Raw genomic sequence first — 26,063 nt, 5'->3', positions numbered from 1 at the left:
AAAAAACCACTACTTTAGCCATGGGTTTTTACATACATGATTATGATTACAAGTACAAACGAATGAAGGATACATTAAAAGGAATGAGTTCAATATCGAACTCATTCCCTATTAGCAGCCTACATTCTTATTTCTAACTTTTTGGGTGCAGTCCATTACCGATGTTTTTTTAAACTTTGCAACAAAACCGTTCCCTTTTACTTAGCTTTGTCGAAACTCCATCTATCTAAAATCACATTACCATTACCAACAGGATATACCTGCACATCATTACCATATGTCACATAACCAGATCCACCCTTATCCAACCCTATATTGTTACCATCAGATTGTAGGTTCCATTCTCTCTGGTAATCATAGCTGCCTGGGCTATGTGTATGATTAAATTTAAAAGTACTTGCATTTTGTTTTTGGTCAAAATGGATATAACCATTTTGAAGTTTTAAATATTCATAGCCTGAATAAGCACTATTTTGAACTTTAATGTGTATCTCTTCACCTTTTTTGATTGGTTGTCCAGGTTTAGGCTGCCCTTTTCTTTCAATAATTACATTAACTGGTTGAGTGTAATTCCCACCATACGCAAGGTATTGCCATTTATCATTTCCTTTATAACTGAGTACAGGATATCCACTAGCCTTCAGAGTATAAGGAGTTCCTTCTACAATAAGTTCGTCGCTGAATCGATGGGTCAAATAATTTTCATATTCTTTATTATACGTAACAACTGTAGAGATTTTTTGTGTCGGAAGTTTCTTTTGTGCATCATTGATTTCAAATGTAACTTTTTGTGATGGATTGAAATCATTCAAGCTTACAGCTTCTTTAGACTCATATACGTTTCCTTTTCTCACTAATGTTACTTGTTTTGTTTGTTTGGAATTTTTATTTTCAAAAGAAACAGAGATTTCATTACTCGCTCCGAATAAGCCAGGTACGACTGCTGCATAAAACTTTTTCGTAAATGGATCATAAGCACTATATGACAATTCCGGTTGCTGAATTTTTGTGAAAACACCAACTTTTGCGACTTTCGAAACATAAGATTTTTTAGCATTTTCTAGATTCTCTTTCGCAATGATAACTTGATCTCCTCTGCTATTATCTATAAATTCATTTATCTTTTTAGAATCTACTTTAACATGCTTCAGAACCTCGTTAAACGTTAAATTTGTATCACTACCAACACCTTCTGGTGCATACATTCTAAACTTCGGTTTGTTCCCGATATCAGTCTCTAGTATTGTAGTCGAAGCATTTACACGAGATTCAAATTTTCCTGAATCTCCTAAATTCATAAATTCTCCATCTTTCTCAATATACAATTCCATTGTACTCGTAGGTAGTACTTCAACAGAAAGAATTGCACCTTGTTCAACAGCTTTCAATTCATCTAACGATAAGTAAATATTTACATCTGCTTGATTATCTACACTGTCTATCAATACTTCTGTTGTATTTCTTCCACCTTTTTCTGTACTTAACTGATTTGCTTTATAACGATCTTGTGTTGCCTTTACTGTACTGATAATCTTGTCTCCTAAACGAATGTTAAAATGAGGAGAAACATTTTGAGCAGACGCCGTCCCTGTATTTTTATATTCTAACTGTAAGCTCACTTTTGCTGCTTTTGCCGAATCAACAGTTTTTGCGGTAGACCAATCTATATTAGAAGAATATCTTTCGGTATCTGTTGATGTTTTCGAGTATCCATAGCTTACATTTAATGAGGCCTTCCCAGAAGGAACAGGACCGGCTGCGGAACCTTCCACACCACCTTCGACACCTGCTCCTACACCAAACGAATGTTGTGTCGATACACTTTTTTCCCAACCTTTATCAATGGACCCACCGTTTGAATCCGTAATAGCCGCAAGAGGAGTAACCCCAATACGTTTTATACCAACTTGCAAATTCGGTATATTTGCAACCATTGGATTAAACTCAGTATCAGAGTTACTGCCATAATACTGAACTTCATATGCATCTGTAAAAGGATCTCCATCCGAATTCGCGCTCATAGGATTTGTAATAAATTTTAATTTATCTTTGTCTCGCTCTGGATCCCATGCCTGTGCTTCATTTTTCCCGGTTTGTCGATTGAACTCAATTTTATAGCCTTTTATTTCTAAGTCGTTAGAAATACCATCTTGATCCCAATCGCTATTTTGTATTTCAATTTTTTCAGTAGACATCTTTCCCTTTTTTCCATCAGTTCCATAGATAAGATCTTTTCCTTCTTTTGCATTTGCATCCTCTTTGAACATTTCAATTGTGCTTCCTGCATTCGGCTGTTTTATATCTGCTAAAGCAGGGGATGCTAAAGTCAGTGCCATCGATACACTACCTAATACACTAAGTGCTGGCTTCAATTTCTTCATTGTTATTTTTCCTCCTTGATTTTCAGGTGAGTTAGAACACCTACTATTAAGAACAACTTCATCATATCTAATACATCTTTCATTTCTCTCTCAAAAGTGTTACAAAATTCTTTCATAAGTATAAAAATTCTTTCATACATCTATTACTTTTATTTTATGTATATAAATGCGGCAAACCATTTAGGCCGTGGTTAGTAATTGTTTTAGTTCATTGTAGGCTGAAAAGGCGGAGTCTATTTGAAGACTCCGCCTTTGTTTGTATAGGGTATGAATGGTTTCGATTCCTCTTATCGTACGTAAAGCATGGAAAAGTTTTTGAGATCCAGAGGATCTAGCAGACCGGCACTTCACATGGCGATGGCGTGTTATCCCAATATTGAAATATTTTATAAATATATAATCAAACATTTATTTAAACATTTAGAATTAATTACACAATCAATATAACTATGTCCATACCTATGCTTATTGTGTATTTTTTTATACAACAAAGAAAAAAGCATCCTATTTGGACGCTTTTATGCCATCGTTTATTTAAATGAAAATTTTTATAAGCCAAATACAACTAAAAGAATATATGCTATCACTTATCTTTATCTATGAGGGCTCACCATATCCATCAACTTTAGAAAAATAAACACCCCAAAAAGAAAAAAGAGCTGAATTCTCAAAATAACTAACTACAGAGAAAGAAAAATCTTCATTTAGGGCTTACTTTAAAACCTTAGATTGGTTGATATGGGATGGTACTCAGTATTGTAAAAAATGATCTAATAAGTTAGTATAGATTTGTATTAATTGGTCGGTTGACCAAATAAAAAATAAGATGGTGAAATACAATGTCTAGTCCAAAAAAAACAGCTACTCGAGATCAAATACTAATGGCTACGTTTGAATGCTTAGCTGAAAAAGGTACAACCGCTATTACATTACGGGATATTGCTACAAAAGCGGGAATTACTTTAAGCTTAATTCACTATTATTTTCCAACAAAGGAGGGTTTATTAGTTAACGCTACCTCTTATGTCATGCAAAAACAAATTAAAGAAATTCAGAAGGAGCTCTCAAATACACAAGATTTTTCAGAGAAATTGAAAAATCTTATATTTGTAGTACATCACCAATTCAAATGTTCTGAATGGAGAAAGGTGTATTTTACTTTATTAGCAGCAGCAGCTTGGTCACCGAAAATTATGGAAGAAATTCGAGTTCTACAGAACCAAATGATAGACATAATTAAAGAATATATTCAAACATCCAATGTAGAAATCACTGACTTAGAAGCATTTTCAAGGGCTTTATTGGCTTCGGTGAATGGATTAGCGCTACAAGTTATGCATGGGGTTTCAGAGGAACAAATCGCTCCGGCATATTCGATTATAGAAAAAGCATTTATATCAGCATTTGCCCTTCCAAAAGACGCAATGAGCGATTGCTAAACTCTATAATCCTGAGATAATTCATGTGCCAATCCATTATTCCATGACACCAAATGGTATGTAGGATTGTAGAACATTATAAAGTGAGGTTACAGCATGACCGCATATGGATCATTTTATTTTTTCGCTATAGTGGGTATTTTTCTGATACCTACTATCGTAGCTGGATTAAGAGGTAAAATATTGCGCAAATATAATGCTGTCTTAACACTAATTATGCTTGCTATTATCTTCTCGGATAAACCAAATCAAGCAATGATGTTAGCAGTATTTATTATTTGGCAATATGTCCTTATTAAAGGCTATTTACTACTAAGAAAACAAAATAATAATACGTTCATGTTTTACATGGCTGTTATTTTGTCGATTTTGCCACTGATTTTGGCAAAAATTGTACCATTTGTACCTGAATTAAAATTCATTGTTTTTACTGGTATATCTTATGTAACATTCAGGGCGGTACAAATGGTATTTGAAATTCGCGATGGCTTAATTAAAGAATGCTCATTTTTTAATTTCTGGGAATTCATTTTGTTCTTCCCTGCTATTTCGACCGGACCTATCGATCGGTATCGCAGGTTCCAAAAAGATATTCAAAAACCACCAAGTGCTGAAGAATATCAAAATCTACTATACATGGGTATTAACCGTATTTTTCAAGGTTTTCTGTATAAATTTATACTTGCTTACCTAATAAAAGAAAATATTATGGATGCAACATTAGCTCACCAAAACACAATTTTATCAAATATGATTTACATGTATAGCTATAGTTTATATCTATTCTTTGACTTCGCAGGTTATAGCTCATTCGTAATTGGTGTCAGTTATATGATGGGTATTAAAACACCAGAAAACTTTAATAAACCGTTTATCAGTCGTAATATTAAAGATTTCTGGAATCGTTGGCACATGAGCTTATCATTCTGGCTCCGTGATTTTATTTACATGCGCTTTGTCTTTTTTGCAACAAAGAAAAAGCTCATTAAAAATCGCTATATGATTTCATATATTGGTGTCTTTTTAAACTTTTTTGTCATGGGAATTTGGCACATTACTGGTCATAATATTGCTCAATATATGATTTATGCTCTATATCATATTGCTCTGTTTATTTTATTTGATATTTTCGAACGAAAAAACAAGAAGCATAAATTTTGGCCCAATAATACGTTCATGCATGTCCTTGCAATTGTGATTACATTCCATTTCGTATGTTTCGGTTTCCTAATTTTCTCTGGTCACCTAAATCATTATTTTTAATAAGTAATTTCTTTTTTTATAACTAAGAAGTTACTAATAATACATTTCAGATATAAAGGAGATTTTTTTAATGGTAGAATTCAAAAATCAAGTATTAGATATTTTAGAAGAAGTATGTGAAAATGATATTGTAAAAGAAAATCCTGATGTGCAACTATTTGAAGAAGGTATTCTTGATTCTTTTGCTACAGTATCTTTACTAGTAGAATTCCAAGAACGTCTAAATATTGAAGTATCTATTTCTGATTTCGATCGTGATGAGTGGGCAACACCAAATATGATTATTAAGAAGTTGGAAGATATCCGATGAAAAAGCAACCTTGGGTCCGATGCTCCTAGCATTGGGCCTTTTTGTGATCCTGGTACAAGAAATCTATAAAACTTGGACATTTTGATACTCTCATAATTATTTGGGTTCAGCCGCATGCCTATCAAGTTAAAAATATTCACTATGCCCAAGTATAAAAAAACGTTATTCTTTCTAAACAAGATTATTAGAAAGGATAACGTTTTCTTGTATTTGAAGGTATTAAAATCTCTTTAGTTAAGGCATGTATGGTGACCCCTTTAAAGCGTCTTTTCTTTATTTTTATAATTTAGTTGTCTGACGTTTGATAATCATAAATCTTTTCACGAATAGCGGATGCAATAAATTCTTCAATAGAACTGTTCGTTTCTTTTACAATGTTTGTGATTGCATGGTATTCACTGCTTGTTATCGTTACTGCCTTAGTAACACTACTGCTATCTAAATACACGCTATTATTAACACGTCTTGTTAATTTTCCTTCTATTATATATGGGGTTAAACAATCAATCCATTCTACCTGCATTTGCATTGGTAATTGAATAATGGATTGACGTACGTCAAAGTACCAAAAACCATCTTCCTCAGAAACCTTAATATTTCTTGGTGATGCATACTGTAGTACTAAGTCAATTAAGTGAAAAATGTTACTTCGCAATTGATTTGATTTAGGAAAACGAAACTTTACAAACTTTTGGTGATGACTTCTTGGTTTATCGGATAAAATATATGCAGGCTTATACCCCATTTTAATTGAATCTTCTAGTGTCATATTGTTTCCAAACTCATCAATAAGCACAATATCCCCGCGCTTCGGAATGGATATAATGCGTGCTAATTTATTACCTTCCATAAATTTTTGGAACAATACTACATTATATTTTTGTGAGAATGTATACAGCGTATTGGCCTGATCCAATTGCTCTACCAATCCGTGTATTTCTTCCTCATTTACAAATTTAGTCTCACGATTACGATGTTTCTGTATAGTACAAGTCAATTCTCCTTCTTCTATCCACTTTTCAAGTTGATACATGCTCACATTATAATCTTTAGCTGCCTGATATAAGGTAATTCCTTCTGTTTCACGATCTTCTTTGAGCTTTTCTATGTCTTCTCGCTTAAATAAAAAGCTACCATCTAAACGCCAGGTCTCTCGATTAATGGGATTTAATTGTCCTTGTTTCATAAGAGTACTAAAAATGAAGCTACTAATTCCTAAATAAGCTTTTACTTCATTCGTATTCATATTTATTTCCTGTCTTTCAAACATACCTTTTCCTCCTATGTGTAAACTTCTGTTATGTGAAATCAATAATTTTATTATGTAAAGTTAAATTGATAAAAAATATAATGTGAATTAATTATAACACAATCATAACTTAATTTATTTTTAAAAATATATGAAATTAAAATTGACTTTCTAATTAAATTATCTTTTATATAATTAGAAATTATATAAAAGATAATTTTTTAAAAAAAATAGATAATAACCATAGAAAATGGGAGATTTTCTACAGTTGTTTTACACTTTCATTTTTATAAAGTTTAATTTTAATTTCTAAATAATTTTGAATAAACTTAAGTTATAATTATAGATATAAAGGTAATTAATAAGGAGTTGAATAATAATGAAATTTGAATTGAATGCAATTCATAGTGAAACTTCTTTAGAAAATATAGATAAACAAAAACAAGATTTTGCTAACATAATTGCAGTATGGAATCGTGATTATATAGATGAAGCTGAATTTAAAAAGGAAAATAATGAAAGAGAAGATACTTATACATATGAGGGATTTTCAGACGAAGAGATACTGTACTATTACTTAAACCGGCAAACACATTTTGACCAGGAGAAACGTATAAAAGATGAATCAAGAACTCTATACGCTCGTGATCTGAGTCAGTTTTACTTCTTTATCAAACAAAGTACAGAATTTCTACAGCAAGATGTAAAAGACTATAAAGTTGGCCAAGTCTGGAGGAATCTAAGAAAGCGCCATATCCGTAACTATCAAAAATGGTTATCCCAGGACGCAATCTCCTATCAATCAAAAGAAAATTACAAGGCATCTACGATTAGTCGGAAGCTTGGTGTAATCCGTTCTTATTTGAAATGGCTATACGAAATCCAATATATCCAGGAGCCTCTTCATGTAGAGATTCTAAGCACGGCGGTGAATAAACAACATAAACCAAAGCGTGAGTTATCATATGAGGAAGTGAAGCAGCTGCTAAACTATTACAAGGATAATGAAATTAACTATGCTTTATTATCAGTCCTTGCTACTACAGGGTTACGTGTTGCAGAGGTGGCCCATGCAAAGTGGGAAGCTCTTGAGTATGACGCTATACGAGGACGTTACTATTTAACAGTTGATACAAAGGGAGATAATGAACGGATTGTTTCTATTAATAAGGAGATTTTTAATCGTATTGCCGCGTTTCGAATTCGAAGAAGATTACATATAGACATTGGGAATACAAATGGTGGAACGATATTTCAAACTAAGAACCATACAGCTTATAGAGAGAATTACTTGTCACAATATATTTCTAAAATCATTAAAGATACTCAGTTACCCTTTACAGAGAACATCCGAATTACTCCCCACTTCTTTAGACATTTTTATGTACAGTACTTGTATGATTACAAAGGATTACCACCTCATGTCATCGCAGCTGCAGTCGGTCATAAAAATGATCGGACTACGAAAGAAAATTATTTGAAGCAAAGATTGTCGAAAGATAATGATGCCGGGAATCTAATTTTGGAAGATGAATTTTAATTTTAACGGCTCTATATTAGTATTACAGGACTTCAATACCGGTGCGTTTAGTTATGTAATTTTTATATAATTAAAATTGATTATACGATCATTAATTTATGTTTATTATTACAAGTTATTCATTAGTTCTTCGCCAAGATTCCCTAAAAATTGTCGTATCTATGGGGAATCGTGTAGAGCCTTGCTATAATAAAAATATAGACATATCATATTTATCGTTTTCTGACAGAAGACTCCTTCCTCAAAAATGTGAAGGTGTGAAACACCAATTTTAGGTGGGAGATGAATGTCAGTAGGCGTAAGCCTACGTTTTTTGTATACTGTAGATATATTATGCAAAAGTGAGGTGCAACCTATGTTAGTAAATAAAGCATATAAATTTCGTATCTACCCGAATAAGAAACAAGAAATATTAATTGCTAAAACGATTGGTTGCAGTCGCTTTGTATTTAACCATTTTCTTGCCCTTTGGAATGATACTTATAAAGAAGCTGGAAAAGGGTTAACCTATCCGGCTTGCTCTGCTAAGCTTACTCAATTAAAGAAGCAACAGGATACGCTTTGGTTAAAAGAAGTAGATAGTACCGCTCTTCAATCCTCATTGAAAAACCTCGCAGATGCTTTTTCACGTTTTTTCAAGAAACAAAATGATATGCCACAATTCAAGTCTAAAAAGAATAAAATACAATCCTATACAACAAAATGTACGAATCATAATATCGCCATTGTAGGTCATACAATAAAGTTACCGAAGCTCGGTTTCGTTAGATTTGCCAAAAGTCGTGAAGTGTCAGGACGTATCCTAAATGCCACGATTAGACGAAATCCAAGCGGTAGACACTTTGTGTCTATTCTTACAGAAACAGAAGTGCAGCCAGTAGAAAAAACAGGTTCTTCTGTTGGTATCGATGTGGGGTTAAAAGATTTTGCCATTCTTTCAGATGGCATAACATACAAGAACCCTAAATTCTTCCGTACATTAGAAGAAAAGTTAGCGAAAGTACAGCGTGTCCTTTCTAGAAGAACAAAAGGTTCTTCGAACTGGAATAAACAACGTGTGAAAGTTGCACGAATCCATGAACATATTGCAAATGCAAGAGCTGATTACTTACATAAACGTTCTACTGAAATCATCAAAAACCACGATGTTATCGGTATGGAAGACTTACAAGTCCGTAATATGCTCAAAAATAGAAAGCTTGCAAAAGCGATTGGTGAAGTATCTTGGTCACAATTTCGAACGATGTTGGAATATAAAGCAAAATGGTATGGCAAAAAAGTTGTTATGGTATCTAAAACATTTGCTTCTAGTCAATTATGCTCCAATTGTGAATACAAAAACAAAGACGTTAAAAATCTAACCATTCGTGAGTGGGATTGCCCTTCTTGTGGCGCACATCACGATAGAGATCGAAACTCAGCGCTCAATCTTAAAAACGAAGCAACAGGTTCTGTTGCAAAGTTTGAAAAAACACAAACTCTTTTACAAAATATAGTTATCGTTTAAGGGGTTCTGAATAGCTCCTGTAATTCCTTGTACGTCGAAAAAGAGAAGTCTGGAATGCGGCTTCTCTTTTGTTTGTATATACTATGAATGGTTTCGATGCCTTTGATTGTACGTGAAGCATGACGAAAATTTTGAAATCCTGCGGATTTGGCTAAACGTCGTTTGATATGTCTGTGGTCCTGTTCAATGAGGTTATTGAAATGCTTAACCGTGCAATGTTTTGTATCCGCATAAAAACCGTTATGTTTCAGTTTTTTGTGCGAAGAAAGTAGGGCAGGAGCCTTGTCTGTTGTGAGAACCGTTGGTTCTCCAAAAGCTTTCGCTAACCTTTTCATAAACATATAGGCGGCTTGATGATCCCTTGTTTTACGAAGTTGAATATCCAAGGTGTACCCTTCTCGATTAATCGCACGATACAGATAACACCACTCTACTTTGACTTTGATGTGGGTCTCATCTACATGCCATACGGAATGTGCAGATTTATTTTTCTTCTTCCAAATTTGATACATGAAATCTCCATATTCATGAACCCAACGCATGATGGTTGTAGGATGAACTGATATGCCACGTTCTCTCAAAAGTTCAGATACATCGCGATAACTTAAAGAAAAACGACAATAGTAGCCGATGGCTACTAAAATAATATCTTTTTCGAATTGTTTTCCTTTAAAATATCTCATGTATCATGCTCCTCGAATCATTTTTCTTCCATTTTAATTTCACTTAGAAAACTTTGCAACAGAACCAAAACTTCCATCAGTGAGGGATTTTCTTCATTCCTCACTGATAGAAACCTATTACCAATCGAGCACATGCCAACAGTTATCCCCCACCTCTCTTCTTCACTATTCTCTGCATCTTGAGGTGGAGGATAACTGCCCGCGAATCGCGGAATAAAATTAAGCAAACACTCGCTTGATCTCTTTTGCAATTTCATTCATTAAATCTTCTGCTTGTGGATACAAACCAATTTTATCCATAAAAGCATGATCTGTACCATTGTACTGAATAAGCTTCGTAGGAACCCCGCTGCGTGCTAGTTTTGCCGCGTAAGCTTCACACTCTACTTTTAAATAATCAAATTCGGCAGTTGCAATCAGTGTCGCCGGCATACCGCTTAACTGATCCGACAGCAGCGGAGAAACATGTGGATCTGTGATTTCCGCATTATTTTGCAAATAGATTTGGAAAAGTACCCTACTGCTTTCACCCAACGCTGTAACCAGTGGAGTGATTATCTCTGCATGGTTACGAATCTCATACTGATCAAGGCTCCAGTTGAAATCTTCGGTTTGGACGCCGCCCATATTCACTGACGGATAAATAAGCGCCTGAAATTTAATCATCTCAGTCCCCTTCTCACGATCCATTAACGCACAAACTGTAGACAAATTACCACCCGCACTGTCTCCAGATATGGCAATTTGCTGTGGATTCACACGAATTTCTTCAGCGTGCTCATACACCCATATTAAGGATTCGAAACAATCTGTCAGCCCTGCTGGATATGGATGCTCAGGGGCTAAACGGTAATCAACAGAAATAACAACGGCACCTGCCTTTTCTGCCAACGCTTTACACGGATTTTCCACGACATCAACACTTCCGCCTATGAATCCTCCGCCGTGAATAAAGACAACAGCAGGCAGAACTCCTTCGTTAGAAGGCGTATAGATTCGCAGAGGAATCGGTCCATTTGTTCCATCAATTGTTTTATAAGTGGTTTCAACCTGACTTCTCGTAACATCGTTATTGTTCCAACCCATCATAGCCCGCATTCCCGTAACAAAACCTATAGTATCTGAAGGATCAAATGGCTGATTTTCCATCACAGCCATTTTTTCTGCCGTTTGTAAAGTCACTTGGAGAACTCGGGGGTCTAATTCACCAATCGCATCAGAACCAGGAATCGGTTTAGCAATAAAATCGAAACCTCTTTTTTTGACAGCTTGTATCTCCTCGCTCAGTTTAGAAACTAGATTAACGTAAGAAGTTGTATTACTCATCATTACCGTCTCCTTTTTTGATAATTTTAATTTCGGAAAACCTTGTTACCGAGTTCTTCGGTATTTTGCTGTACGAGAGTCCTCAATCTCATCATACACGGCCGAGCACCCGCATTCAGACTAGGCCATTAAAAATTCGTTATTCATATTATCTGGAATATAATAACTATCTATCATTTCAATACATAATTCACTATTTTCCAACAAGGTCGTACCACATTCATAACCATGATTACAATTCGAAACAATAAGCCTCGATTATTCAAGTTAACCTTAGCAAAGAATGTTCAAATGGACAGAAAGCTAATTCGCCACTTATCAATTCATTTGCTTATTATTTAATAGCCCAATTATTTCATTCAACATTTCCTCGGTAAAAGTACCCGTGCTAAAGTTCACTAATGCTCGTAACGGCATATAGTTCAGCATGGCATCCATCATGTCCGAGGCATCACTATCCCCTTCAGTCATACTAGCAAACGGACTATCTTTTAATGCCTTTTCCATAAGTTCTTTTGCAATTGGTACTAAAATTGGGTCCGCAAATATGTCCCCTAGTAAAGTATTACGATGTACTGGCTTTCGAATTATAGCCGTTGATTGAACATACATGCTATCATGTAAAACAATCTCTTTTGAAGACTTTCCTACTAAAATCTTGAATTCACCTGTTTCAACATGCCAGTCCTTCAATTCAACATTATAATAAGCAAATGATCTTTTATTTAAAGTAAAGCTAACCGTTTTTTCTTCTCCCGGCTGCAATTCCACTTTTTCAAATCCTTTTAGTTCTTTTTCAGGACGAGTCATACTGCTTTCAACATCTTTTATATAAAGCTGAACAATTTCTTTACCCGCTGTACTACCAGTATTTTTCACGTTTACACTGACAGAAACAGTATCCGTATCCTTTATTCCTTTCTTATTTATTGAAAGATTACTATAATCAAAATCTGTATAGCTTAACCCAAAACCAAATGGGAACAACGGTTCAACATTTTTCGTATCATAATAACGGTATCCTACGAACACCCCTTCTTTATATTCCACTTTGTCACCTTCTCCAGGAAAGTTTAAGTAAGAAGGATTATCGCTTAAAACTTTCGGGAATGTTTCTGCTAATTTCCCGCTTGGATTCGCATCACCAAATAATATATCAGCAATCGCTCCGCCTAATGCCTGGCCACCTAAATAGCCTTCAAGTATTCCTTTTACTTTACCTATCCATGGCATTTCAATTGGCGCACCGTTACTTAAAACTACAACGATATTACTTTGAACTTCAGCGATAGTCTCAATTAATTGCACGTGATTTTCTGGCATCTGTAAATGCTTTCGATCAAAACCTTCAGATTCATAACGATCTGGAAGTCCGACGAATAGGATAACTGTATCTGCTCTCTCTGCTACTTTTTTTGCTTCATTAATCATGTTTTCATCTACATCATCGCTAGCAAGATCATAACCTTGGGCAAATAATATGTTCGTTTTTTCACCTGATACCGTTTCAATTTCTTCGAGAATACTTTCAAGCTTTGTTGGATTAATATGAGAGCTTCCGCCGCCTTGATAACGTGGTTGCTTTGCAAATCCTCCAATTACCGCTACCATTCCCTCTTTTTTCAACGGAAGAATGGAATCTTCATTTTGTAACATAACCATACTCTCACTTGCAACTTCTCTTGCAAGCTGATGATGTGCGTCCTTACTATATACAGCGTTTTCTAATTGGTTATCATAAGCTTTAAAAATAATGTTAAGAAGACGCTCTGCTGCTTGATCAAGCTTTTCTACAGATAGCCCACCACAGTTAACTGCATCAACAATCTTCTTCTCACCAATTCCAAAGCTTGAAGGCATTTCTAACTCCAAACCGTTAGCTAAGCTTGCAACACGCTCATTTACTGCACCCCAATCAGAAACGACAAAACCTTCAAAGCCCCATTCATCCTTTAAAATGTCATTTAGCAAATAGTTATTTTCCGAAGCGTATTCACCATTTATCTTGTTGTAAGCGCTCATTACTGTCCATGGCTGTGCTTCCTTAATGACATCTTCAAAGCTAGCAAGATAGATTTCACGTAATGTTCTTTCATCAACAATCGCATCTACAGACATTCTGCGATGCTCCTGATTATTAGCAGCAAAATGTTTTAATGACGTTCCAATTCCTTGACTTTGTACGCCTTTAACATGGTTTGCAGCCATTTGTGATGATAAATACGGGTCCTCTGAAAAATACTCAAAGTTTCTTCCGCATAGTGGCGAACGTTTTATGTTTGCACCTGGTCCAAGGAGAACACCTACATTTTCAGCCTGACATTCTTCTCCTAATGCAACTCCTACTTGTTTTATTAATTCTTTATTCCATGTACTTGCTAGTCCTACTGCTGATGGGAAACAAGTCGATGGAATACTATTATAAATTCCTAGATGATCTGCTCCCTCTGCCTGTTTTCTAAGCCCATGTGGTCCGTCAGTTACCATAATTGATGGGATTCCTAATCGCTCAATCCCTTTTGTATTCCAAAAGTCTAATCCAGAACATAGACTTGCCTTTTCTTCTAGTGTCATTTGTGAAATGATTTTCTTAATATCCCTTTTCATGATAGCCCTCCTAAAAAAATAATTAAGTAAACGCTTTCTTAATGCTATTATAATTATTATTTTTTAGATTATATGGTATATTTTTTAGAATACTTGTAATAAATTCAGCTATTTTTATACATATGGCTATTATGGAGAGTAAGAATGACCAGTACTCGATTTTGTACATATATTAGCTGATTTTTAAAGAATAGAGGTTAAAATAATGAGCTGCTCCAAACTAGAGGATTTATATTATATTTGTAAGCTAGTCTTTGACATACATAAAACTCCTATCTTTTTTATTGATAGCAAAGGAGAATTGTCATTTGAAATATCGCCAAATTTCCAGCATAACCCTTTGTATTCTTCAAAAGAGGAGTTACTTAATCAAGCATTTAGGGAAAATCCTCCCTATACTTTTCCGGTACTAGAAGAGACTTCTTTTCTTGAAAATTTTTTCTCAATTAACTTGCGTTTGAGCAATCAACTTAGTGGGAATATCATCGTTGGACCAGTCCTTTATTCCAGGTTATCAGAAACCTCAATTAAAGGAATCTTTAATGATCTTCAACTAAAAATAGACAAAGAGGAAATGATTCGATATTATCATTCTCTCCCCGTCTTAAGCAATTTGAATTTTTTAAATGTGAGTATGGTTCTTTATTACATGCTGTATCAACAAAAATTAGACATTGCTGATATTTTGCAAAAAAATATACTGTTAAAAAAGGCTGCATTCGAGATTGAACAGCCCGATATACATATATCGGAACAACGTCAAAGTACATTAACTCATATCGATCCACTAGTTGAAAGGAAAATATTTGAGTGTATTAAGCAAGGGAAAAAGGAAGATTTAATTAAAAATCTAAGAAGATTACCTGAATCAGGAGATCTTGGGGTGTTGTCAAAAACAAGTCACCTGCGAAGCCAGAAGAATTCTGCCATCGCAGCAATTACACTTGCGACAAGAGCTGCTATAGATGGTGGACTATTCCCTGAAGTCGCATATACCCTTAGTGATTTATTTATCCAAAAACTCGAAGAAATAAAAAAAAGTGAAGCCATTTCCCCATTTTTGGAGAATGCTTTACTCGAGTTCTCAGGACGAGTACAAAATGGATCTATGCAAAAACATTCAAAACCTATAAACGTATGTCAAAATTATATATTCACTCATCTTTACGAAGATATTTCATTATCCCATCTAGCAGAAATAGTCGCATTAAATCCTAGTTATCTATCTTCCCTTTTCAAAAAAGAAGTGGGAATTTCACTAGGTGAATATATTCAGCATGCTAAGATAGATGAGTCAAAAAGCTTAATGACCTATACAAAACATTCTATATCCGAAATTTCCACACTATTAAATTTCCATGACCAAAGTCATTTTACAAAGGTCTTTAAAAAACATACTGGTGTTTCACCTAAACAATTTAAAAGCGGATACTGTTAATAGTTTTGAACAATTCATCATACTTCCAATAACAGTCTTCCCTCGTTCAACCAACAGATTCATTTATAGAAACATAAGTAAACGTCAGGCTCTGGTGCAAAGATAAAATGAAAACCAGTAAAACGCATATATTCCTAACAGAATTGTATTTTATGCTACAAATTCAAACAATTGATGGATGAATTCTTTCTGGTTTTGGACAGACTGGTCCCGTAAATCAATCTGTTCTTTTTTAATCATATGCATAGCCTCTACTCCAGAAAGAATGGATGTAGCTGTGTCAAAGCATTTGAACCCTAGCATAGAACGGATTCGTTTCTTTATAAAGCGATGATCTTGTTCTACTATGTTATTCAAGTACTTTTGTTGTCTAAGTCGCATACCATTAGGTATGCTTTTTTCTTTTTTCAACTGTTCAATTGCTATAGGATAAGTTGGATTCTTGTCGACCGTTATAACACGAGGCTTTGAAACATGAAAAGACCGCAAAGCTTTCTTGAAAAAGCGCTTTGCAGCCTTCTGATTTCTTGTTTTGCTTAGGGAAAAATCGATTGTGCTTCCTTTCGAATCAACAGCATGATACAAGTACATCCATTGACCTTTTACTTTGATATATGTTTCATCGACCCTCCAAGAGTCATTTGTTTGTTTGAGGTAACGTCGGATTCGTTTATCCAATTCAGGACCATACTGATGAACCCAACGCATAATCGTTGTATGAGAAATGGACAAACTCCATTCCTCCATCATTTCCACTAAATTACGAAAACTAAGATTGTACCGTAGGTACCATCTTACCGTTAATAAGATAATATCAGGCTGATAGTGTTTCCATTTGAACAAATTATTCTTTTCCATACCAATCACGAACCTTTTTAGAGTAATAGTATCAGTATGTCCAAGTTTTATAGATTTTTTGCACCAGAACCAAATTTAGTTTTGTAAAATGATTAAATTCCTCAACAAATACCCATCCAAGTTCAAATTTCGAAACAATACCTTTAAATTTATTCTTATATAGTACTGCATATTTGTTTCCTGTTGCTTCAGCCGGCATATTATCAGACTGAGAAAATGAAAGGTAGTAGCATCCCTTTCATTTTCAGTTTCATAATAGTGTACGGGGAAAAACTTTATTATTTTACCCCGTATACTACAACCACATCCTCGAACGAATCTAAGTTCCAACGTATCGTAGATTCAACTAGTAATTAACAGAATTATTATCTAGTAATAATTCCACAATTGCATTTACTTGTTTATTAGGAGCACTATAGTAAACTTCTAATCCTCTTCTAACATTCATAATTAATTTTTGAGATTTCATTTTCGATAAATGTTGGGAAACAGTAGATTGAGGGATACCCAGAATATCTACAAGTTGATTTACATTACATGTTCCTCTTGTAATTAATTCTTTCAAAATTGTAATACGCATTGGATGAGCTAATGTTTTTAAAACTTCTGCATTTTCTACATAATTAGTCACGGTCTACATCCCCTTGTTAATTAGTTTTAATTAAACTCTATTAAAATTTTGGTAAGTGAAATTTTATTTTCCTGCTTTTACAGAGATTATGCTGCAGCATTTTTCCGATTTAATTTATATTTTTTAAACTTTGCAACAGAGCCCTTGGATTTCAGCCTTTCCAAACCGCATCAACAACGTTTTCTGATATTGAAACTATGCATATGATCAAGAAGGGACAAACTCTTCAAGGGGAGAAGTCTGTTCGAAATCACATACAACTTATCAATACGCTCTTCGGTCTCATTGCATAACAGTGGATTCCTAACAGCATCTGTCGCTCTCTTTTCAAATTCGATTATATTTGCACTCAAACCGAACCTTACCTCTTATCCCATGAGAAATCGGATGCTGTCTTTTCCAAAGTACATTCTAATGTCTCTAATTCTGTAAGTCCATATTTTCTATTTAGTGCTTGCAATATTAACCAGTCTGATACATGAATATTACTACTTAAAAATGGCCCATGTAAATACGTACCTATCAGATTTTTGTACAGAAGTCCTTCCTTTTTTTCTGTTACATTATTCCCATATCCCTGTAGAACTTGACCGAGAAAATCAAAAGAATGGAATGTTTGGCCACTATGATTTTCAAAACCCACTATTCTTCCGAATTTTTCAGATTGTACTCTTACATTCCCTACTAATCGACCCACTGAACCCATGTCCTTACATGATGTATAAAATGGTAATATTCCTAGGCCTTGTATGATATCACTGTTTGCAGTTTCATAATAATCTCCTAATAGTTGATATCCTCCACAAATACAAAGTGCTGCTAAACCATCCTCTATTCCTGCTTTCAATTCTTTTCGGATTGAAAGCAATTGTTCTTGAACTATTTGTTGTTCACTGTCACTCCCTCCCCCAATAAAGATTAGATCAGCCTGAGATACAGGATAATCTTTTACTTGATCCACATAATGAATATCTGCTTCTATTCCTCTCCATTCTAATTGCTTTTGTAGAATGGTTACATTCCCACGATCGCCATATAAATTAAGCGTATTGGGAAAGTAATGATAAATAATCAATTTTTTCATAGTACCTCCAGATGTTTAAAACGTAATCGGGACTTATTATAAATTCTAAGAGAAGCACCCAATTTATATCGTTATTTTTAGTGTCAACTCTCTATTCTGTGTATTTACAATCTATATACGCTCAATTAAGTTATTAAACTAAACGTATATAGATACCATCTTATTTATGAAGGGGACAGCGTTCCTTTCGTGCTTAAAAATTGCCGGGCAGTATTTAAGCCTGTGTAATTACTAATTACGGATGTTTCATTCCCTGCCTCAATGCTATTCTCTATGGCAGCAGAAATATTTGGGATAACTTTTATCCTATTCACAGAAACCCCCGCATATTTTAAACGCACTGCAAGGTCATAGGCACGTGTTCCTGCACAAATTATATGGTTTACATTGGAGTTTGCTAATAGTTCATAATCTACATCCCAAATCCAAGAGATATCTTTCCCATCAGCAAGCAAGTCATTTAAAATAAAAACATATTGTGTTATGTCTTTATTTTGTATGCAATAATCTACCGTACAGTTCATCCCTTGTGGATTTTTAGCTAAGTTTAGATGGTATATATTTTGCGCAATGAGAAACTGTTGCATACGTCCATTGCTAGGGTGATATTCTCTTAATCCTTTGTGAATTTGTTCATAACTAAAACCTAAAAATTCTCCAATTTTTATAGCCGTTAGCATATTATATGCATTGTATTCACCCTTCAAATTGGAAGTATAGGATTGATTTTGTACAGTAATCGTTAGGTTGTTTTGTGATTGAATTGAAGTAACCTCCAAATCTAATACGGGACTACTCATGGAGCATGAACAATAATATTTACCAAGGTGTCCATAGTGAGTGTATATATATTTCAATAGACGGCCACAACAACAATAGACGGAATCTCTAATATTACTTTTATGAAAATCCCCTACATTTTTCTTTAAACCAAAATACATGGTTTTATTCTTTTCTTTAGTAAAATGTCTACTATATGGATCATCACCATTTAATAGCAAGTGAGCATCGCTAGAATGAATAGCGGTTTGTACTTTTGAAATCAGCGTATTGATTTCTCCATAACGATCCAGCTGATCTCGAAAGATATTTGTTACAACGATCAATTGAGGCTGTATTTGTTTCAGAACTTCGGTCATTGTCAATTCATCGACTTCGAGAACTGCTACTTTCACACCTTGTATTTTCCCGCGTATATTGCTTTTTTTTATAAAAGCAGAAGTGATTCCCTCTAATAAGTTAGATCCTTCTATATTACTGATATATTCACTTTTATTGGATTTAAAAATGGAAGAAACTAAATTACAAGTTGTTGTTTTTCCATTTGTACCGGTAATCAAAACCACGGTTTCCACCTGTGTCGCTAATTTTTGTAATGCATTTTTATATAAGTAATTCAGAATTTTCCCTGGAATGTTAGATCCATTAAAACCCAATTTTTTACTACTATATCCCGCTAACTTTCCAACTATTAATCCTATATAAAATAACAATATTAATCACCTTCCTTACTTGTCTCCTTCTAATTATTTAAAAAGACACTATTAAAATTATTAAAACGTTCTATGAAATTTCCAGTGTTATAAGTTTCTTTTATATCTCAAGTGAACCAAAGTTCCTGTTCTCTAGTAGAGCAGTTCCTATATCATATAATCTTGGGTTCTGGTGCAAAAACTTCAAACTAAACGAAAATGATCTATCAAAAAAGAACAAGTTGATTTACAGAGTCGGTCTGTCCAAAATCAGAATATCTTCATCAAGAAACTACTCTCGTTAACTGTTTAACAGAAGATGCCATTAGGAACCTCCTATCCTTTTTTACAATGTATTATAGTTCTCGCACCAGAACCTTTCATTCTACTTCCGAAATACAAACCTAATCATTAATATTTGTCTATTGTGGCCCCGAGAGAAGAAGATTTAATAAATTCTTTATTTTGATATTTCTTTAATTCATCAGGAGTACCAGTTACTACTGCTCCAACAATCTTCACCTTTTCTGGGTTTAATGTAGGATTATCCTTTTTTAATTTTGTTAATATTTCTTTTGCTTTATCAGCATATTCTCCATAAAACTCCGGGGATTTTAATGTATCTATAAAAAATTCAGGAGATTGCCAGTCGTTTTGTGAATTATACGGATAACCATATATATTTCCACGATTAAAAGATCCTCCTTCTTCTTTAAGCTCCTGCTGATTGATACTATGTATCTCTTCATCTGATTCTGTGTCTATCCAAAGCCATTCTGTATTTTGTTTATCTAAAAGTTTTTGAACCTCACTAATTGAATACGGACGATCAAAAGATAGCGCATATTCAACATATTTATTTGATCCTATGTCATCAAGTAAATTCAAATCATTAGGAACTTGCTTATATTGAACTTTCGGATGATAAAATATAAGCTCTCTTTGTCCATTCTGACTGTTATACATTTCCCAGCCTTTTCTTTTTTCGTTATAATGATTTATCCAATTAGAAGGTCCTTTTTCTGAACGAATAAGATTATAATGTCCTGTTGACGATTCCCAAGGTATGATACGCTCTCCTATTTTTTTCGAATACGTGTGAGTTGCGTCAACGGAAAAAGAATTCCAATTATAAAATGATGCATTTTGCTCAATATTAGGTTCAGTAATAGATAACCATACTCCTGTAGCATTCTCTTCCTTTGTCAGACGCTCAGATAACCAATAATTGTTCCCTATAGTCAGTCCACTATATAATGCAATTAGTACACTTCCCGTAATAACTACATTTTTTATAATCGCTTTTCTTCTACCTTTATGCATTGTTTTTTCGAATTCCTTATCATCTAAAAAAAGTTCAGATTGATTCTCATCATTCTTTATGTTCATTTTGTTCCCTCCTATATATATTAATAAAATGTTGTTTAGCTCGAAATACCGTTGTTTTAACAGTTCCAGTAGTAACTTCAAATAAAATGGATATATCTTCATACCGTAATCCTACTACATATTTTAGAATTAAAAATTCTCTATACCTTTTAGGAAGCAAATCTAATGTTTTTTGTATTTCACCACTCTGTTCTTCCTGTAATAGACAATCCTCAGGTAAATCAGGTTCAAGATTTTCTAAGATACATAATTCAATTAAAAACTTATCTTTTCTTTTTTCCCTTCTCAAAATATCATAACTTCTGTTTATAGCTACTCTAAACAGCCAACTTTTTACTTTTTCAGCGGGAATACCTTCTAAGTTTTGAATATATTTTAAAGCTGTTTCTTGTACAATATCTTCTGCATCCTCTCTAGATATTCCAAGTTTTAATAAATAGTTAAAAATAAAAGCTAGGTACTGCTTTAATCGTTTTTGAAAAACATCATCTCGCATCTTTTCCCTCCTACTATATTTATAACGATTAACTTTCAATTTGGTTGACAGGTTAATCAAATTTTTTTACATAATTTTAATTGTTAATTAAACCGCGAAAAGCTCCCTCATATCTTTGAACCGAACCCCGAATAGTGAACGCTTAAAAAAGTGGTTCTGGTACAAAAACTTTGAAGTATATGAAAATGGTCTATCAAACTTGGGCATACTGATAGTACTACTCTATAAAATGTGTGTGATTAGTATGGAAAAGGAGAATATATTTAAGTGGAAACATTATCAACCAGACATCATCTTGTTAACTGTACGTTGGTACCTACGGTACAACTTAAGCTTTCGTGATTTGGTAGAGATGATGGAGGAACGAGGGTTATCCCTGGCTCATACAACTATTATGCGATGGGTACATCAATATGGGCCGGAGTTTGATAAACGAATTCGATATCATCTCAAAAAAACGAATAACACATGAAGAGTGGACGAAACATATATAAAAGTAAAAGGACAATGAATGTATTTATATCGTGCCGTTGATTCTGAAGGAAACACGATTGACTTTTATTTGAGTAAATCTAGAAATCATAAGGATGCAAAGCGATTCTTCAAGAAAGCTTTGCGGTCTTTTCACGTCTCAAAACCTCGTATCATCACGGTTGATAAGAACCCTGCTTATCCAATCGCTATCAAACAGTTGAAGAAAGAAAAAAGGATACCAATAGGCACCAAAATCCGAAGGATAAAATATTTAAATAACATAGTAGAACAAGATCATCGTTTTATTAAAAAACGTATACGCTCTATGTTGGGATTTAAACCATACAAAACATCAGCCTCTATATTAAGTAGTGTAGAAGCGATGCATATAGTCAAAAAAGAATAAATTGATTTACGGGATCAGTCTGTCCAAAATCAGAATGTTTTTATCAACCAGCTGTTTGGATTAACTGCTTAACAGTTGATTTCGTTAGGAATCCTTGATTCTTTTTTATTTATCATCTTTTTGCACCAGAACCTCTATGCACCTAATTTCGTTTTCAAAGAATATTTGGCCATAAAAAACTGCACCTCCAATTGTTAGTTATGTCCAACAATTGGAGGTGCAGTTCACCAATTAGGTTCTACTTTTCTATCTATTTACACACGTACAGCTGTACCGCTTATCGCAACCATTAACATTCCGTCGCGAACCACTTCGTAGTCTACATCGATACCAACAATTGCATTTGCTCCTTTTTGCGTTGCAAGTTGTTTCATTTCTTCCATCGCAATGTCACGAGCTTCTTTTAATTTACTTTCATATGCACCAGAACGGCCACCTACAACGTCACGAACAGAAGCGAAGATATCGCGTACGATATTTGCACCCATAATCGCTTCACCGTTTACGATGTCTATATACTCAATAATTTCTTTACCCTGAATAGTATTAGTTGTTGTCACGATCATTATTAACACACTCCTATAATCTTTAAAAATTTATTGTTGTTTCTTATAATCTTATTATTACTTTTAAAAGCTAAATAAACTATCTAATAACCTTACTTAAAGATGACAGTTCTGTAAGGATGAAAGAAAACAAGCTATCTACAAAAACCTTTGTTTCTTGTTAGGTTTCTTTACCCAATAACTGCAAATCCACCGATCATATCTACTGGCAATTTATTATATACAGATGATCCATAAATAATAGCAGCCAATACTACATATAACGGTAAAGGTATAACATCGATTTTAACTTTCATAATTTTAGAAGCGAAAGATTCACTTTTCAATTCATTCCCATCAGAAAACGATACCGCTTCCACATTCTTTTGAATTCCCAGATGGCCCACCCTTGTTTTCTTAATAACAATATTAAACTGCTTTCAATAGTAAAAATAGTATTTGTAAGTTTTATAACTACTTTTGTAATTTAAAAAAAATATAAGCGACTTATAATAAGTCGCTTATACGTAAAAACCTATTTTATTTTGGTCAATACATCTCAATTTACTCACAGGTCTTCCCACATGTTGATACATCATTTCATTCTCTAATACTCCGATTTCAGTCAAAAACATTACATACTTTCGAATAGAAACTCTCGAAACCCCTACTAATTGCGCCATTTCATCTGTTGTAAATGCTTGTCCATGAAGCGATTCGATTTTCTGCCAAATGAGTTGCAACGTTTGCTTTGTTAATCCTTTTGGAAGTTCTTTAGTAACAAGGGACTCTCTTTTTTCTTTTTGTAAAATTAGTGAATCTAGTTCCGATTGACTAATTTCTTGTTGTTCTTTCATGAAAGTAAGTTTTTCTCGATATACCGTTAAAGCCTCTTTAAAGCGTTCAAATGTAAATGGTTTAATTAAATAATCTACTACGCCATATTGTAATGCTTTTTTGATACTTCCCATATCATGTACAGCTGAAATCATCATAATATCAATTTCTTTCTCTTGATTGCGAATATACATTAAAAGCTCAAATCCAGTCTCTTCAGGCATAAAAATATCAAGTAATACTAAATCTACTCGTGATCTCTCTAATACTTCTATCGCCCCTTTTACTGATTTAGCTGCATGAATAAGTTCAAACCCTCCCACTTGCTCTAAGTAATGCGTATTTAACATCGCTACCATCGGATCATCTTCTACAATTAAAACTTTAATCATCTTTATCTCTCATCCCTACTATTAGGTATTTCAATTGTTATCGTTGTTCCCTCTCCTACCAATGAATGAATATGAATTTCGCCATTTATTCGCTGTATGCTTTCCTTTACAAGATGCAAACCATACCCCCGATTATCACCCTTTGTGGAATAACCTTTTATAAATAATGCATCAATTTCATTTTCTTGTATGCCTTTCCCTGTATCTTGTACTGTAATGATTAATGTATCCCCATATTGTATTCCAACTTCAACCTGCTTCTTTTCACAATTCATCACTGCGTCTAATGCATTATTAATCAAATTTCCGACAATCGTAATAAGTTCATGAATGATCCTCTCATCATATATGTCTGGTAAGTCCGAACCTTCACTTATAATTAACGTTATATTTTTCTCTCTAGCATAACTAAGCTTACCTAGTAAAAAACCAGCAAATACCGGACTTTTAATTCTTTTCATAACCCCACCAATTTCATATTGATGCTCTGACACCATACTACTTACATATTTCTGCAATTCTTCATACTGTTTCATATGTGTAAGTCCTAATACAACATGCATTTTATTCATAAATTCATGGGACTGTGCCCGTAATGCTTCCGCATATAGCCTGATACCGGTTAGTTCCTCTGCTAATTTTCTAATCTCTGTTTTATCACGAAATGTTGCAATCACGCCAACTATTTCTCCTTTTACGTATAAAGGAACACGGTTTGTAACAATCGTAATCCCATAAATATTTTGTTCTTCGTTTAATTGTACCTCTCCTGTTTGCAACACTTCTTTTATACGTGAATTCGGCGTATACAATTCAACATCTTTACCGATAAAATCTTCTGTAAGTCCAATTTTCTTAAGTATTCGTTTTGCCTCATTATTAATTAAAGTTACTCTCGCCTCTGTATCTATAGCAACAATACCTTCTTTTACAGATTGTAGCATCGTATTTCTTTCTTCTAAAAATTTCGCTATCCTATGTGGCTCAAGACCAAATAAAACTTTCTTTATATGTCTAGCTAGCAATATCGCTCCTATAATTCCAACTAATATTCCAACACCAACACCGATATAAATGATATGTCTACTTTCTTTCACTCTCTCTTTCACATTATCAGCTGAAATGCCAACAGCGACCGCACCAAGTTGCTCACCTGTGTCAGCAAAAATAGGTACGAATACTCGCATAGAAATCCCTAAAGTTCCTTCTGCCAACGATACGCGTTCCTTTCCTTTCAATACAGTTCCTTCATCCCCTCCAACGAAATGATGACCTATTTTTTGAGGGTTTGGATGAGATTTTCGTATTCCATCCATATCCATAACTACAATAAATTGAACATCCGTGTTCTTTAATAATTTGTTTGTATACGTTTGAATTTCGGATATATCCGTCTTTCCTGTCAAACCTTCAATGACAACTGAAGAGGTTGCTACAATACGTGCAATTGTTTTTGCCTTCTCTGCTTGGCTTTCTTCTGTCGTTCGTTCAACGTTGTGACTAATTAAAATATCTGTTACGAGTAAAGAAAAAATTACAACTGCACACACTAATAATGTAATCGTTTTCCATAAATCCAATAGTTTTTTCCTTTTTTTCATCTCTCTAGCAACCAATCATTTTAGCAATTACTATTTCTTGTTTCTTATTTGGGTAGATACGAAATTTATATGCTTTATTTACTAACATAGGTTGCACCTCGATTTGTTATAGGATATCTACAGTATACAAAAAAA

Annotated in this window: 20 protein-coding genes and 5 pseudogenes; 8 read left to right on the top strand and 17 right to left on the bottom strand. The window is 34.0% G+C overall.

The window, feature by feature from the left end; genetic code table 11:
- Positions 1 to 197: 197 nt before the first annotated feature.
- Positions 198 to 2,381: a binary toxin-like calcium binding domain-containing protein gene (locus SB773_RS17975; RefSeq protein ID WP_215577195.1), complete on the bottom strand. Its 2,184-nt coding sequence runs from the start codon at positions 2,379 to 2,381 to the stop codon at positions 198 to 200.
- A 180-nt stretch (positions 2,382 to 2,561) separates the two neighbouring features.
- A pseudogene (locus SB773_RS17970) lies at positions 2,562 to 2,771 on the bottom strand (IS6 family transposase); the annotation flags it as partial.
- A gap of 449 nt (positions 2,772 to 3,220) precedes the next feature.
- Here SB773_RS17970 and SB773_RS17965 point away from each other — a divergent pair.
- The 3 genes from SB773_RS17965 to dltC all read left to right on the top strand — a co-directional run bounded on the left by SB773_RS17965 (position 3,221) and on the right by dltC (position 5,393).
- Positions 3,221 to 3,820: a TetR/AcrR family transcriptional regulator gene (locus SB773_RS17965; protein WP_002191494.1), complete on the top strand. Its 600-nt coding sequence runs from the start codon at positions 3,221 to 3,223 to the stop codon at positions 3,818 to 3,820.
- Positions 3,821 to 3,916: 96 nt separating this feature from the next.
- On the top strand, positions 3,917 to 5,083 hold the full coding sequence (gene dltB / locus SB773_RS17960; RefSeq protein ID WP_131247101.1) for a D-alanyl-lipoteichoic acid biosynthesis protein DltB: 1,167 nt from the start codon (positions 3,917 to 3,919) through the stop codon (positions 5,081 to 5,083).
- A gap of 70 nt (positions 5,084 to 5,153) precedes the next feature.
- Positions 5,154 to 5,393, top strand: coding sequence for a D-alanine--poly(phosphoribitol) ligase subunit DltC (dltC, locus tag SB773_RS17955; protein WP_002128090.1), 240 nt, complete (start codon positions 5,154 to 5,156; stop codon positions 5,391 to 5,393).
- A gap of 286 nt (positions 5,394 to 5,679) precedes the next feature.
- On the opposite strand, the gene SB773_RS17950 is transcribed toward dltC, so the two are convergent.
- Positions 5,680 to 6,663, bottom strand: coding sequence for a DNA-binding protein (locus SB773_RS17950; RefSeq protein ID WP_131247100.1), 984 nt, complete (start codon positions 6,661 to 6,663; stop codon positions 5,680 to 5,682).
- Positions 6,664 to 7,021: 358 nt separating this feature from the next.
- Between SB773_RS17950 and SB773_RS17945 the strand changes: the two genes are divergently transcribed.
- Positions 7,022 to 8,182 (top strand): tyrosine-type recombinase/integrase, encoded by a 1,161-nt coding sequence (locus SB773_RS17945; RefSeq protein ID WP_410591221.1) that lies wholly within the window; start codon positions 7,022 to 7,024, stop codon positions 8,180 to 8,182.
- Between the two features lie 355 nt (positions 8,183 to 8,537).
- Positions 8,538 to 9,689 (top strand): IS200/IS605 family element RNA-guided endonuclease TnpB, encoded by a 1,152-nt coding sequence (tnpB, locus tag SB773_RS17940; protein WP_410591234.1) that lies wholly within the window; start codon positions 8,538 to 8,540, stop codon positions 9,687 to 9,689.
- Here tnpB and SB773_RS17935 read toward each other — a convergent pair.
- The 3 genes from SB773_RS17935 to SB773_RS17925 all read right to left on the bottom strand — a co-directional run bounded on the left by SB773_RS17935 (position 9,686) and on the right by SB773_RS17925 (position 14,305).
- On the bottom strand, positions 9,686 to 10,372 hold the full coding sequence (locus tag SB773_RS17935) for an IS6 family transposase (protein ID WP_410591219.1): 687 nt from the start codon (positions 10,370 to 10,372) through the stop codon (positions 9,686 to 9,688). The two genes, tnpB and SB773_RS17935, sit on opposite strands and share 4 nt — an antisense overlap.
- Before the next feature lie 219 nt (positions 10,373 to 10,591).
- A complete protein-coding gene (locus SB773_RS17930) occupies positions 10,592 to 11,698 on the bottom strand; it encodes an alpha/beta hydrolase (protein WP_410591217.1) in 1,107 nt (368 codons plus the stop codon).
- A 318-nt stretch (positions 11,699 to 12,016) separates the two neighbouring features.
- Positions 12,017 to 14,305: a glycoside hydrolase family 3 C-terminal domain-containing protein gene (locus SB773_RS17925; RefSeq protein ID WP_410591215.1), complete on the bottom strand. Its 2,289-nt coding sequence runs from the start codon at positions 14,303 to 14,305 to the stop codon at positions 12,017 to 12,019.
- 205 nt (positions 14,306 to 14,510) lie between these two features.
- On the opposite strand from SB773_RS17925, the gene SB773_RS17920 reads away from it, so the two are divergent.
- Positions 14,511 to 15,743 (top strand): helix-turn-helix domain-containing protein, encoded by a 1,233-nt coding sequence (locus tag SB773_RS17920; RefSeq protein ID WP_410591213.1) that lies wholly within the window; start codon positions 14,511 to 14,513, stop codon positions 15,741 to 15,743.
- A gap of 150 nt (positions 15,744 to 15,893) precedes the next feature.
- Here the strand turns inward: SB773_RS17920 and SB773_RS17915 are convergent, their stop codons facing one another.
- The gene (locus tag SB773_RS17915) at positions 15,894 to 16,601 is read right to left on the bottom strand and encodes an IS6 family transposase (RefSeq protein ID WP_410591211.1); all 708 of its coding nucleotides are present in this window, start codon (positions 16,599 to 16,601) and stop codon (positions 15,894 to 15,896) included.
- Positions 16,602 to 16,947: 346 nt separating this feature from the next.
- Positions 16,948 to 17,232, bottom strand: a complete 285-nt coding sequence (locus tag SB773_RS17910) for an ArsR/SmtB family transcription factor (protein ID WP_240381136.1) — start codon at positions 17,230 to 17,232, stop codon at positions 16,948 to 16,950.
- 185 nt (positions 17,233 to 17,417) lie between these two features.
- On the opposite strand from SB773_RS17910, the pseudogene SB773_RS35370 reads away from it, so the two are divergent.
- Positions 17,418 to 17,525, top strand: a pseudogene (locus tag SB773_RS35370) (IS6 family transposase); the annotation flags it as partial.
- 68 nt (positions 17,526 to 17,593) lie between these two features.
- On the opposite strand, the gene SB773_RS17905 reads toward SB773_RS35370, so the two are convergent.
- From SB773_RS17905 to SB773_RS17890, 4 genes are all read right to left on the bottom strand, one after another.
- On the bottom strand, positions 17,594 to 18,316 hold the full coding sequence (locus tag SB773_RS17905) for a type 1 glutamine amidotransferase (protein WP_410591208.1): 723 nt from the start codon (positions 18,314 to 18,316) through the stop codon (positions 17,594 to 17,596).
- Positions 18,317 to 18,480: 164 nt separating this feature from the next.
- Positions 18,481 to 19,809, bottom strand: a complete 1,329-nt coding sequence (locus SB773_RS17900; RefSeq protein WP_131247090.1) for a MurT ligase domain-containing protein — start codon at positions 19,807 to 19,809, stop codon at positions 18,481 to 18,483.
- Positions 19,810 to 20,199: 390 nt separating this feature from the next.
- On the bottom strand, positions 20,200 to 21,177 hold the full coding sequence (locus tag SB773_RS17895) for an anti sigma factor C-terminal domain-containing protein (protein WP_131247089.1): 978 nt from the start codon (positions 21,175 to 21,177) through the stop codon (positions 20,200 to 20,202).
- The gene (locus tag SB773_RS17890) at positions 21,161 to 21,673 is read right to left on the bottom strand and encodes an RNA polymerase sigma factor (protein WP_002162331.1); all 513 of its coding nucleotides are present in this window, start codon (positions 21,671 to 21,673) and stop codon (positions 21,161 to 21,163) included. The genes SB773_RS17895 and SB773_RS17890 overlap by 17 nt, the downstream gene beginning before the upstream one ends.
- A 244-nt stretch (positions 21,674 to 21,917) precedes the next feature.
- Here SB773_RS17890 and SB773_RS17885 point away from each other — a divergent pair.
- Positions 21,918 to 22,625: pseudogene (locus SB773_RS17885) on the top strand (IS6 family transposase).
- A 182-nt stretch (positions 22,626 to 22,807) separates the two neighbouring features.
- Here the strand turns inward: SB773_RS17885 and SB773_RS17880 are convergent.
- The 5 genes and pseudogenes from SB773_RS17880 to SB773_RS17860 all read right to left on the bottom strand — a co-directional run.
- Positions 22,808 to 23,119: a heavy metal-binding domain-containing protein gene (locus SB773_RS17880; protein ID WP_000637485.1), complete on the bottom strand. Its 312-nt coding sequence runs from the start codon at positions 23,117 to 23,119 to the stop codon at positions 22,808 to 22,810.
- A gap of 176 nt (positions 23,120 to 23,295) precedes the next feature.
- Positions 23,296 to 23,496, bottom strand: a pseudogene (locus SB773_RS17875) (malate permease); the annotation flags it as partial.
- A gap of 123 nt (positions 23,497 to 23,619) precedes the next feature.
- Positions 23,620 to 24,327 carry a response regulator gene (locus tag SB773_RS17870; RefSeq protein WP_410591204.1) on the bottom strand — a complete coding sequence of 236 codons (708 nt, stop codon included), beginning with the start codon at positions 24,325 to 24,327 and terminating at the stop codon, positions 23,620 to 23,622.
- A gap of 2 nt (positions 24,328 to 24,329) precedes the next feature.
- Entirely contained in the window at positions 24,330 to 25,928 is a 1,599-nt protein-coding gene (locus SB773_RS17865; protein WP_410591202.1) for a sensor histidine kinase, read from the bottom strand.
- Between the two features lie 7 nt (positions 25,929 to 25,935).
- Positions 25,936 to 26,016, bottom strand: a pseudogene (locus SB773_RS17860) (helix-turn-helix domain-containing protein); the annotation flags it as partial.
- Positions 26,017 to 26,063 lie beyond the last annotated feature (47 nt).

The organism is Bacillus sp. SIMBA_074, from assembly GCF_046534555.1.
GTDB classification, from domain to species: Bacteria; Bacillota; Bacilli; order Bacillales; family Bacillaceae_G; genus Bacillus_A; species Bacillus_A mycoides.
This window is presented reverse-complemented; position numbering and strand designations above follow the sequence as displayed.

What these genes read in the sequence shown, in the direction of transcription:
- SB773_RS17975 (WP_215577195.1), bottom strand. Translation starts at nt 2,381, where the DNA reads ATGAAGAAATTGAAGCCAGCACTTAGTGTATTAGGTAGTGTATCGATG.
- SB773_RS17965 (WP_002191494.1), top strand. Translation starts at nt 3,221, where the DNA reads ATGTCTAGTCCAAAAAAAACAGCTACTCGAGATCAAATACTAATGGCT.
- dltB (WP_131247101.1), top strand. Translation starts at nt 3,917, where the DNA reads ATGACCGCATATGGATCATTTTATTTTTTCGCTATAGTGGGTATTTTT.
- dltC (WP_002128090.1), top strand. Translation starts at nt 5,154, where the DNA reads ATGGTAGAATTCAAAAATCAAGTATTAGATATTTTAGAAGAAGTATGT.
- SB773_RS17950 (WP_131247100.1), bottom strand. Translation starts at nt 6,663, where the DNA reads ATGTTTGAAAGACAGGAAATAAATATGAATACGAATGAAGTAAAAGCT.
- SB773_RS17945 (WP_410591221.1), top strand. Translation starts at nt 7,022, where the DNA reads ATGAAATTTGAATTGAATGCAATTCATAGTGAAACTTCTTTAGAAAAT.
- tnpB (WP_410591234.1), top strand. Translation starts at nt 8,538, where the DNA reads ATGTTAGTAAATAAAGCATATAAATTTCGTATCTACCCGAATAAGAAA.
- SB773_RS17935 (WP_410591219.1), bottom strand. Translation starts at nt 10,372, where the DNA reads ATGAGATATTTTAAAGGAAAACAATTCGAAAAAGATATTATTTTAGTA.
- SB773_RS17930 (WP_410591217.1), bottom strand. Translation starts at nt 11,698, where the DNA reads ATGAGTAATACAACTTCTTACGTTAATCTAGTTTCTAAACTGAGCGAG.
- SB773_RS17925 (WP_410591215.1), bottom strand. Translation starts at nt 14,305, where the DNA reads ATGAAAAGGGATATTAAGAAAATCATTTCACAAATGACACTAGAAGAA.
- SB773_RS17920 (WP_410591213.1), top strand. Translation starts at nt 14,511, where the DNA reads ATGAGCTGCTCCAAACTAGAGGATTTATATTATATTTGTAAGCTAGTC.
- SB773_RS17915 (WP_410591211.1), bottom strand. Translation starts at nt 16,601, where the DNA reads ATGGAAAAGAATAATTTGTTCAAATGGAAACACTATCAGCCTGATATT.
- SB773_RS17905 (WP_410591208.1), bottom strand. Translation starts at nt 18,316, where the DNA reads ATGAAAAAATTGATTATTTATCATTACTTTCCCAATACGCTTAATTTA.
- SB773_RS17895 (WP_131247089.1), bottom strand. Translation starts at nt 21,177, where the DNA reads ATGAACATAAAGAATGATGAGAATCAATCTGAACTTTTTTTAGATGAT.
- SB773_RS17890 (WP_002162331.1), bottom strand. Translation starts at nt 21,673, where the DNA reads ATGCGAGATGATGTTTTTCAAAAACGATTAAAGCAGTACCTAGCTTTT.
- SB773_RS17880 (WP_000637485.1), bottom strand. Translation starts at nt 23,119, where the DNA reads ATGATCGTGACAACAACTAATACTATTCAGGGTAAAGAAATTATTGAG.
- SB773_RS17870 (WP_410591204.1), bottom strand. Translation starts at nt 24,327, where the DNA reads ATGATTAAAGTTTTAATTGTAGAAGATGATCCGATGGTAGCGATGTTA.
- SB773_RS17865 (WP_410591202.1), bottom strand. Translation starts at nt 25,928, where the DNA reads ATGAAAAAAAGGAAAAAACTATTGGATTTATGGAAAACGATTACATTA.